The sequence below is a fragment of the Paraburkholderia haematera genome (assembly GCF_905220975.1).
Lineage (GTDB): Bacteria > Pseudomonadota > Gammaproteobacteria > Burkholderiales > Burkholderiaceae > Paraburkholderia > Paraburkholderia haematera.
Window position 1 is genome coordinate 126,195 of record NZ_CAJNBK010000019.1, and the last position, 10,749, is coordinate 136,943.

Here is a 10,749-nt window from a genome sequence, read left to right on the forward strand (position 1 = left end):
GTCTGGGTGCGGTGGAGAAGCTATTGGAAAACTCAATGTTATTTTATTATTTTTTTGAATAGAGCGATGAACCTGCCTGCTGCTAAATGCGATCTGGCAGCAGGCAGGTGTTCGCCGATAATTGAAATCAACCGCCGAGGGCCGGCGTTCTGGCATCGAGGAATGCGCGAGCCTGCTGTCGACCGTCGTTGATTAGAATATCTATGTTCCTGGACCCCCGATCGATCTTGCCTTCGTAATCGAGCGTCTTCTGAAGTTCAGCGGACATTTCAATGCACGGAATGTGATATGGCTTGTCGACGTCATCGTTGAAAGACTTCGGAATCCGGACGGTCTTCCTGATGCCAAGCTTGTTGAGATATTCCTTCTTGAATGCGTCTGCCAGGAACAGATCGTTGAGTAATTCCAAATGGGTCAATTGCTGGAATAAAGACACGTTGCCTTCCAGCTGATTCCGGCGATCGATAATATCGTTGGGCTGGGTCGGAATGGTGGCTCTCGCCGTCGGATTGATCTTGATCAGCCAGATTTCCTCGGGAAGATTCTCCGGACCGACGAAGATTGGCCGGATCAGTTCATCGACCGGCGGATTATCGGAAAACAACCCGTCCCAATAGGCTTCCTTGCCAATCTCCACCGCGGGAAAAATGCTCGGCACCGCGCACGACGCAAGGATGTGCTCGACCTGGATCGCCTCCTTGCTGGAGACGAATTTTCGCAATTTCCCAGTCAACACATTGGCGGCTCCGAGGACTAGCACTGGCTTTTCCGGCACCGGGCCCCATGATGCGATCTCATCGAAGTCGATATGCGTTTTCAGCAGCTCTGCGAAATCCATGAACGTTTTCCGCTTACCCACGCTGAGGTAGCCCATCATGGTCTGAAGAGTCGAGGAGGCGGGGCTTAGCTGCAAGCTGGGCCAGTTGCCGCTGTTGATCGCCCGGACCCAATGGACGACCCAATCGTTGAAGAATTGCTCATCGGCTGACTGGACCGTATTGTCTTTCCAGAAATCCAGCAATCGCGTCCAGACCGGTTGCTCGCCTTTCTTCATCGCATACCAGACGAGTGCCGCGCAGACCGCCCCGCCCGAAGTCCCGCTCAAGCTCACAATATCGAAATCATCCTGAATGCCGGCTTCAAACAGCGCATGCAGGACTCCCGCGGTAAAGGCGGTCTGGCTGCCGCCGCCCTGGCACGCGATCGCTATTTTTGTTTTCAACTCGACACCTCCGATATCAACTGTTAGATGAGTGATGTTGATGCCCTTCGACGGTACTGTCGCATTGTTACGTGACAAGGGGGGATGTGGCGACAACTTTGTGCATGCATGGAGCGGCTCGCCCAAAAGCGTATCTGCTATCGATCCGATGTTTTTCGCCGCAAGCTGATTTCCAGTCGACGTAGTCGGCTTTGCAGGGTTGAGACGGTCGACTTCCTCAGCGCCGAATATTCCACTATTAATTGACGATATTCACGCATCAATTTTTGCAGCGGTGGCATGCTCTTTAAGTGCGTGATAGAAGTGTCCGCCGAACACGACTTACAAATGAAAAAAAACGCCGGCGTTTGCCGGCGTGCAGATCAACCTTCATTCGTTAGCTGCGGGCCGAATGGCCAGCTCAACGTAACCGGCCTGATGCGGTTCACGGATTTATCCACGGCGAAACATTGAGTGTTCTGCCAGACCGCGAAAGAAGCTGCTGTTGCCTCTGCCGTGTGATGCCGCGCCACGCGCGCCGGTCTCGGGAGTGCCCACGGCAGTATCACGCAGTTGACCTTGCTGCCCGCTTCGCAAGCTGTTCACCCCGCCATGCGACAGGCTATTGCGGTCCGCGACTGTCGGTCCGGTTCGCGCCGGTCCTGGCTCGAGCGCACCGCGTTGCGCAACCGTGCGGTTTTGCATTCCGGCCCCGCCTGCACCGTAGGTGTGGCGTGACACTGGGCGCGTGTCATGCATCCCTTGCAGGCGCTGCAATGCATTGCCGTCTACGGTGTTGCCGGTGCGTGCGCCGAGTACCTGCTGCGCCCGGTTGCGCGCCGCGTCGTTCCCGTGCAATGCACCTGATGGCCGGTTCATGACGGGGCCCACGCCCTCGCGCGGACGGCCCTGTGTATCACGCAGTCCGCCGCCCCACGATGTAGCCGTGCGCCGCGTCGTATCGTGCCGCCATGTTGTGTGATTCGTGGTCGTCGTGATTTGATGATTGACGTTGATATGGTTGTAGTGGTTCACGTTGATGTTGACGTCGTGATGATTCCAGTCGCAGTTGCCCCACAGCGCATAGGTCACCGCTACGCCTACACCGAAGCCGATGCCCGCGGCCACACCCGACGCGAACGCATACCCAGGAGGCGGGGGCAGATACACCGGCGGGTAGGCCGGATACGGCCATACACCGTAGACCACCGTTGGGTTGTAGGTCGGCACGTACACCACTTGCGGGTTGGACGGCTGAATCACAATGATCTGGCCACTGGTGCCCTGCTGGACGACGACCTTCTGTTGCGACGTCGAGTTCAGATTGCCGGCTGCGTGCGCTTTCGCGCGCAGACGCTGCACCGAATCCATCACAGCGTCCGGGCGGGCGAGAAAGGCTTCACCGAGCTGATGCACCCAATCCGGCTTCGCGCCCATCATGGTGAGCACCGTTGGGAAAGCGACCAGCGACTGCACGCTCGGGTCCCACGGTTGTGAGGCCACGGCCCGTACCGCGCTGTCGCCGGTGGCCGTATGGGTTCTCACCCAGGCTGCGGCCTGATCAACCTCGGCCGGGTAGGTCGATGCCATCAGCACCTGTGACAGCAGTGCGTCCGGATACAGGGCGATCGGAGCGCTCAATGCGTCGATTTGCTGGTCAGTCCATCCGCTCGAAACCGCAACGGTTTGCGCGTGCACCGGCTGCGGTGCGATAAGCACAGCCGTGGTGCCCAGCATGCTGATCATGCAGACAGAAACGACCGCGCGAGTCATACGCTTCATTGATCCTGGCTTCATCACTTCCTCCTGTTCCACGATGGCGCTCGATCAATAGAACTGCTGAAGGAATGCCAACGGGTTTGCGAGACGTTCAACGGCGCGTCTTCTCAAACAGTTCGACGCCCGTATTGGAATCTCTTGCTATCCCCATTGTGACGCTCGCGGACGTACTGTGGACCTAGGAAGTTTCTTGGAATAGGTGGGAATTCCTCCAGATCTGGAGTCTGGTGTCGTGCCGAATCAAGGCCTGCAAATGCGCACAGGCGATCGTCGCCGACGAGGTCGGCGACGATCGCCTGGAAGAGGACCAGGGTCCGCTAGAACATGTGCCGCATGCCGATGTTCACGCCTGCGGTCGTGCCCGTGACTTCGTTCAGTGCGTTGTTGACGGACAGTCCGGTGTGCATCGCGCCATGGTTGGTGACAAAGCCCGCTTGCCCATACACCACGGTGGCCTTCGACAGCGAATACTCGAGCCCGGTGGACGCGAGTATCGAATTATTCGACGAGTGGTTCCCATCGCGCGTGACCCACACGCCCGCATCGACGTTCAGCGCCGGTGTGATGCGATAGCTGGCGCCGCCTGAATAGACGCGGTCATTGAACGACCCCGCCACTTTGTACTGCACGTATGAAGCCTTGACGGTCAGGTTGTTGAACACGTAGCTGGCGCCGAGCGCGCGGCCGTCGAAGGCGACCACGCTCGGGGTCACGATCGACGCGGCGCTACCACCCGCGTTGCCGCTGTAGAGCGCCGCATCGACGGTTAGCGTGCCAAGGTGGTAGCGCAGGCTCGCCGAATACTGGCGGCCCGCCTGAAAATTCCCGGCAGCGCCGCCGAGCGCCATCAGCGCGCTGGCTTGCAGCCCGGCGATTTCCGGCGACGTGTACGAAATCGCGTTCGGGTTGAACAGGCCGGTCGCATAGACGTTGTTGAGGTAGGTGATGAGGCCGCTGCCGAAATACGACATCTCGCGCGGGTCGAAGTCGTACACCGCAAGGAAGAAGGGTGAGAACTGCAAGCCGGCTTTGACCGTACCGTAGCGGCTGTCCAGGCCGACCCACGCCTGCCGCCCGAACTCGTTGCGGTTCGAATTGCTGAACGCGCCGTTGGCAATGCTGATGCCGCTTTCGAGTTCGAAGATCGCGCGCGTGCTGCCGCCGAGATCTTCGGCGCCACGCATGCCGAAGCGTGAGCCCGAGAGCCCGCCGTCGGCGAACGAGAACTGGTGACCGGCATCCTTGCCGGTCTTCGCGTTGGGTGTTTTGTTGGTGTAGAGGAGGGAACCGTCGACGATACCGTATAACGTGACGCTGCTTTGCGCATGGGCGCTCTGGGCCGATCCCAATGCACATGCGCCCACTAATCCGAGAATGACTCCAACCTGATTGCGATGACTTACCGGCATGCTTCGTGTCTCCTTGTTTATTAGAATCAATTGAACTGGCGAAGTGATGCTTGTGTTGCTCAATCTGGTGCGATGGTTCAAACGTACTCATGCGCCGCGTGAAACCGCCGGCGCGAACGCTGTGGATCGAGCAGCACGAACCCGGCTGCTCCTACGGCGATCAGCAGTACACCGGTTATGGCGAAGCTGATTTCGTATCCACGGCTTTCGCCGACCACGCTGAGCAGCTTGCCCATTGAGACGGGGGCAATAAGCCCCGCCGTGGTGACGATCGAATTGGTGATGGCGAGCAGCGCGCCACGCCGTGAAGCCGGCGCGATTTCAGCGACGAGAAGCGGGCCGAACGTGAAGACCTGGATAGCCAGTGAGCTGGCGAGCGCCATCAGGCCGACCTTCACGAGAGGGGGCGCGCTGAGATATAACGTGCAGTAGGCGATACCGCTCACGATACAGGTGCCGCTGATCAGCGCGCCGCGTGCAATTCGCGACTGGGTGCCGCGCTTGAGCAGGCGGTGCGAGCATACGGCGAGGGCAATACCGACCGGAATCTGCGCGGCGACCTGCAGTGCGAAGAGCCACCCGGTCTGGTTGGCCTGAAAACCGAGTCCTAGCCGGTAGTAGGCCGGCACCCATGTCATGCCGATCGAGATCACGACGTAGCCGACGAAGCATTGCAGCAGCACGCCAATGACGGTGCGGTCTGTGAGCAAGGTCAGCCATCCAACGGGCGTATGCAGGCCGGTCACAGCATGCGGCTGCGGCTCGGGCGTCCGTAGCGCATCGTCCTGAGCGTTGCCGCTCTTGCCGACGCACAGCCAAAGAACGGTCCACAGAAGACCGGCGATACCCAAGGTGAGGAACGCGGCGTGCCATTGCCAGCGGCCGGTGATATAGGTCAGCAGCGGACTCGCCAGAATCACGCCTGCGGTACCGCCCTGTTGGACCAGCGTCGTCGGAAGATTGCGCTCGCGATTATCGAACCAGGTGTAGACGACATGCAGCGCGAGCGGCGACGCCGGTCCTTCGCCCGCACCCAGCAGGATGCGGCAGCCCAGCAACACGGCAAAGCTGGTGGGCCAGGCGAGTGGCAACTGGCCCACCGCCCAGGTGAATGCGAGCCCCGCAAGCAGCCACTTGACGTCAATGCGGTCGGCGACGAGGCCGACACCGATACCTGAAAGTGAAAACAGCAGGAAGAATGCGCTTCCCACGAGGCCGAACTGACTGTGGGTCAGTTGCATATCGTGCATCAACGGAACTGCGACGAGGCCGAGTACAGCCTTGTCCGCGAAATTGATCAGCATGAAGAGAAAGAGCGACGTGACAATCAGCCAGCGCCGGTTTCCTGTAATAGGGGCGGCCACGGCACGTTCCGACGCAAATCTGAGGTTTTCTGATTCCAGCATTTAATAGTACTCAATGTATCCGTCCCGGCCGGGCGTTCTGGTCGGGAGCACAGGGTGGGGCAAGGCGTGGACGTCGCAGCGCCTGGCGCGCCGCACATGCCAGGTCGGCTCGAGGGATCGACCTCGTCATCCGGATTCGCGATGGATCAATCCGTCGCGCGTCGTCTTCAAGTGCATGGGCGCAATCTGCGCCTTAAGGAACAAATAACGATAGGCAATGTGTCTCTCCAGTCGGCAGTTCGTGCTTTATCGCGAACGGCATCGTTGTGTTTGCGCACATTGGAGGTGGTATCAAAAATTAATTCAAGTGCGATCTACGAATCGGAAGATTGCAAGAATTGCATTGGATCAATTGCAATCGAAGGTTGCCGGATGCAAGCGGTCAGTTTGACGGCGCAAATTGCCGGATGAGCATGCTGTCATGCGTGCCGTGCCCAACCGGCCGACGGTTTTATCGCGTGTTTTCCGCACGATCACGGTACTTTCCCTGAGTCGTGTTGACAAAGTCTCATCGATCGACGAGGATTCGGAATCCAGATTCCGATTTTTCAAAAGAATCATTTGCACCGGCGCAGGACCACCTGCACTGGCTTCGTTCAGGACTGACCATGACGTTGCTGACGCACGCCGTATGATGACCACTCAATCGCGCCGCCGTGGCAGTGCGCAGCCGGTTCTCGCCACACCACGCCAGGCGCGCAGCCAGGCGGGCCTCGCGAAGATGCTGCAGGTCGGGCGCGAACTGATCGAGGCGAGCGGCAATCTCGACGACCTGTCGATCAATAGCATTGTCGAACAGGCGGGCACGTCGATTGGAGCGTTCTATCGTCGGTTCGACAACAAGGACGTGTTCTTTGGCGTCGTGCAGGACATGGTCATGACCGAGGCGCTCGAGTACTTGCGTGACGTCGTCGAACATGAGGCCGCCTGGCAGTCGCATGATCCGGGGACCCTCGCGGACGCAGTCGTCGCGCTATACGTTCAGGCGTTCCGGCGCAATCGTGGCCTATACCATGCGTCGTTGTTGCAGTCGTCGCAACGCAAGACAGCCTGGGATGCCGTCAAACGGACCAACGACGAGGCGCTGAAGTTGATCGTGCCACGCCTTGTCGCCGTGCTAGGTGCGGGCCGCCGAATGAGCGCCCCCCGGCTGGCGACACTTGAATTCGAAGTGCGCGTGGCGTTGCAGTTTCTCGTCGGCATGCTGGTCAACAATCTGATGCACGATCCCGGTCCGCTGTCGCTGACGAGCCGCAAGCTCGTCCCGTCCATGCAAACGCATTTTCGACGAAGCCTGAATTTGCAGGATCGTTGATTTTTTGTCCAGAAAGCGGAATAGAAGTTCCGGTTCCATTTGCGAAAATTCAAAAACGACTATCGCGAGGTAAGAGGAGACATGAAAGAAGACAACCTTGTTGCCGGCTTCGACTATGTGATCGTAGGCGCGGGCTCGGCGGGCAGCGTGCTTGCAGCACGCCTCACCGAGCGTGCGGATGTGTCCGTATGTGTGATCGAAAGCGGACCGGCTGAAGACAGCGTCATGGTGCGTTGCCCAGCCGGGATGGTCGCCGTCGTCCCCAGGCGAGGCAAGCACAACTGGGCATTCGAAACGGTCCCGCAGACCGGACTGCTCGGTCGCCGCGGATATCAGCCGCGCGGCCGGGGCCTTGGCGGATCCAGCCTTATCAACGGAATGATCTACACGCGTGGACATGCTTCCGATTACGACGATTGGGCTGCGCTTGGCAATCGTGGCTGGGGTTACGACGACGTGCTGCCGTACTTTCGCCGTGCTGAACACTACGAGTTGGGAAAGAATGCGTGGCACGGCACAGGTGGTCCGCTGAATGTCGCCGCGCTGCGCGATCCGAATCCGGCGGCGCACGCGTTCGTGACCGCCGCGCGGGAAGCCGGTTATGCGCGCAATGATGATTTCAATGGTGCCTCACAGGAGGGCTTCGGTCTCTACCAGGTTACGCAACGTGATGGCGTCCGGCACGGTACGGGCCGTGCCTATCTGCGTCCGGCCATGTCGCGCAGCAACCTGACGGTATTGACCGACACGCAGGTTCTGCACGTGCTGTTCGATGGACCGCTCGCGAAAGGTGTACGTTGCCGTGGGGCTGGCGGTGACTTCACGGTCCACGCACGTCGTGAAGTAATCATGTGCGCAGGCGCGTTTCAGACGCCGCAACTCCTGATGCTCTCGGGCGTCGGTCCGGCGGATGAATTGCAGCGCCATGGTATCGAGGTGCGTCATCACCTCCCGGGCGTCGGTCGCAATTTGCAGGACCACGTCGACTACATTGCGCTCTATCAGACGCATGACGATTCCCTGTTTGGCGTCACGCTCAAGCAGGCGGTGCGCCTGCCTGGCATGATCCGGGCATGGCGCCGCGAAGGGCGTGGGCCACTTACCACCAACTTCGCGGAGGCGGGCGGTTTTGCCCGCACGCGCGCGGAGCTCGACCGTCCCGACGTGCAGTTTCACTTCCTCGTCGGTTTCGCGGAAGACCATGGCCGGCGACGTTTTCCGGGGCGCTATGGCATGAGCTGCCACGTGTGCGTGTTACGGCCGAAGTCGGTGGGCCAGGTCACGCTGGGCGGTGCCGATCCGCTACTCGCGCCTGTCATCCATCCCAACTTCCTCGCCGCTCCGGAGGATATGCGAACGCTGATCGACGGTTATCGCATCACGGAGAAAATCATGCGGCAACCCGCGTTCGCCCGCTACCGGTTGCGCGACATGCATCCGCCACAGGACAGTGAAGAGGCTTTGGAGCGGCAGATCAGAAGCCGTGCCGACACGATCTATCACCCGGTCGGAACCTGCCGTATGGGTTCGGACAGGCTCGCGGTGGTAGACGACCAACTGCGTGTGCAGGGTCTCGCAGGCTTGCGTGTGGTGGACGCCTCGGTGATGCCGACGCTGGTCGGCGGCAACACGAATGCGCCGACCATCATGATCGCCGAGAAGGCGGCCGACCTCATTCTCAACGGCAGTGTCGTATGAGCCGTGATTGCGCAGAAGCCGCTCACGACGCCTTCGATCGACCCACACAGCGCGCGGCCGCGCTCGTGCCGCGCTAAACACCTATTCAACCAGACGTTCAGGAGTGTCCATGTCTCATCACTATCGCCGTTCCTATATCAATGGCACGTGGCATCAGCACGCCGACGGCGAATCTCATCAGGTGTGCAACCCGGTCGACGGCACGCCGGTCGCAACCGTCTCGCTCGGCACGGCTGACGACGCCGCTCATGCCGTTGCCGCCGCACGCGGCGCATTCGACAACTGGTCGCGCACATCTTCCGCGGAGCGCTCACGCTATCTGCTGGCTATCCGGGCCGGCCTTGAAGCGCGCGGGGAAGAATTGGCTCAGGCTATTACGCGGGAGGTCGGCACGCCGATTGCCTTTTCACGACGCGCGCAGGTGGGGTTGCCCACCGCCACGTTCGCAATCGCCGCGCAGATGGCGCAGCCGTGCGACGCGGTTGAACAGATTGGTCATTCGCAGGTCGTCCATGAGCCGATCGGAGTCGTTGCGTGCATCACGCCGTGGAACTATCCATTGCATCAGATCGCGGCGAAGGTCGCTTATGCGCTCGCAGCGGGCTGCACGGTGGTCCTGAAACCGTCTGAAGAGGCACCGGCGTGCGCGGCGATGCTCGCTGAGATCATCCACGAGGCGCAATTGCCGCCGGGCGTATTCAATCTCGTCAACGGGACGGGGCCGGTGGTCGGCGAGGCGCTCGCGAGCCATCCGGATGTCGACATGATCTCGTTCACAGGGTCGACCGCGGCGGGCCGCCGGGTCGGTGCGCTTGCCGCGGCGACAATCAAGCGCACGGCTCTCGAACTGGGTGGTAAATCGGCTGCGATTCTGCTTGCCGACGCAGATCTTTCGCAAGCGATTCCCGGTGCGTTGCGCGCGGCGTTCGTCAACGCTGGACAGACGTGTAGCGCGCACAGCCGCCTGCTTGTGCCACGCGGCCTGTATGGCGCCGTGTCTGCATTCGTCGCGGAGGCCGCGAGAGCCATGATTGTCGGCAACCCGCTCGACGAGCAAGTGCAGATCGGGCCGCTTGCCAACGCACGCCAGCACGCACGCGTGACCGACTACATTAATCGTGGCGTTACGGAAGGTGCGACGCTTCTCGCCGGGGGAGCGGATCCCATCGCGGGCCTTGAAGCGGGTTACTTCGTGCGGCCGACCGTATTCGGCGACGTGACTACTGAAATGACGATCGCGCGCGAAGAAATCTTTGGGCCGGTTCTATCTGTCTTGCGGTATGAAGACGTGGACGACGCCGTACGAATCGCGAACGACGTGCCATACGGTCTTGGTGGCGGAGTCTGGTCGCGTGATACGGGTGCGGCGATGGCACTTGCTCGCCGGCTGCGCACTGGGCAGGTGGACATTAACGGTGCTGCATTCAACCCGTACGCGCCGTTTGGCGGATATGGCCAATCGGGCAATGGCCGGGAACTGGGCCGCTTTGGACTGGCGGAGTTTTGCGAGGTGAAGTCGATTCAGTGTGTGACGGCGGACGCGACCTGAGTCCAGCTTGAGGTGTCGCGGCGAATGTTCATTGGCGCACTTGCCCCGGCCCGACACCGGCAACACGCAAATATCCATCTTCAATCTGAGCACCGCGCCCCAGCTTATCGCGGGACATACCGGGCACCGTCAACTCCGAGAACAGGTGAAGAACCCTTCGGCGCGCGCAGCACCGCCGGAAGCATGACGCCCTTGTCACTAAGGCTGAAAGTGCGAGAGCCCAGATTCCAGATGCACCACTACCGTGGCTGCGCGGGGGACCCGCTTAAGAGCTGGCGGTGTGAGCCGCTTTCTTTTGCCTACTTGTATATTCCCTCCTGTGGCGTCGACCCGATCAGTTGTCGCCACATGGACAGTCAGCTCGTCTGCCTAGAGTGCCTCGAGCCCGCAGA

The 10,749-nt window shown here is 60.5% G+C and carries 8 protein-coding genes; 4 read left to right on the top strand and 4 right to left on the bottom strand.

Annotated features, from left to right (window positions below):
- Positions 1-127: 127 nt before the first annotated feature.
- The 4 genes from KHO23_RS26015 to KHO23_RS26030 all read right to left on the bottom strand — a co-directional run bounded on the left by KHO23_RS26015 (position 128) and on the right by KHO23_RS26030 (position 5,753).
- Positions 128-1,222, bottom strand: coding sequence for a patatin-like phospholipase family protein (locus KHO23_RS26015; RefSeq protein ID WP_211614412.1), 1,095 nt, complete (start codon positions 1,220-1,222; stop codon positions 128-130).
- 432 nt (positions 1,223-1,654) lie between these two features.
- Positions 1,655-2,998 carry a DUF3300 domain-containing protein gene (locus KHO23_RS26020; RefSeq protein WP_236066996.1) on the bottom strand — a complete coding sequence of 448 codons (1,344 nt, stop codon included), beginning with the start codon at positions 2,996-2,998 and terminating at the stop codon, positions 1,655-1,657.
- Positions 2,999-3,297: 299 nt separating this feature from the next.
- Positions 3,298-4,389, bottom strand: a complete 1,092-nt coding sequence (locus KHO23_RS26025) for a porin (protein WP_211614414.1) — start codon at positions 4,387-4,389, stop codon at positions 3,298-3,300.
- A 77-nt stretch (positions 4,390-4,466) separates the two neighbouring features.
- On the bottom strand, positions 4,467-5,753 hold the full coding sequence (locus tag KHO23_RS26030; protein ID WP_211614416.1) for an MFS transporter: 1,287 nt from the start codon (positions 5,751-5,753) through the stop codon (positions 4,467-4,469).
- A 183-nt stretch (positions 5,754-5,936) separates the two neighbouring features.
- Between KHO23_RS26030 and KHO23_RS26035 the strand changes: the two genes are divergently transcribed.
- The 4 genes from KHO23_RS26035 (at position 5,937) to KHO23_RS26050 (ending at position 10,357) form a co-directional block, all read left to right on the top strand.
- Entirely contained in the window at positions 5,937-6,206 is a 270-nt protein-coding gene (locus KHO23_RS26035; RefSeq protein ID WP_211614418.1) for a hypothetical protein, read from the top strand.
- A 220-nt stretch (positions 6,207-6,426) separates the two neighbouring features.
- Positions 6,427-7,110, top strand: coding sequence for a TetR/AcrR family transcriptional regulator (locus KHO23_RS26040; RefSeq protein WP_211614420.1), 684 nt, complete (start codon positions 6,427-6,429; stop codon positions 7,108-7,110).
- Positions 7,111-7,191: 81 nt separating this feature from the next.
- Entirely contained in the window at positions 7,192-8,808 is a 1,617-nt protein-coding gene (locus KHO23_RS26045; RefSeq protein ID WP_211614422.1) for a GMC family oxidoreductase, read from the top strand.
- Positions 8,809-8,917: 109 nt separating this feature from the next.
- Positions 8,918-10,357 (top strand): aldehyde dehydrogenase family protein, encoded by a 1,440-nt coding sequence (locus KHO23_RS26050; RefSeq protein ID WP_211614424.1) that lies wholly within the window; start codon positions 8,918-8,920, stop codon positions 10,355-10,357.
- Positions 10,358-10,749: the final 392 nt, after the last annotated feature.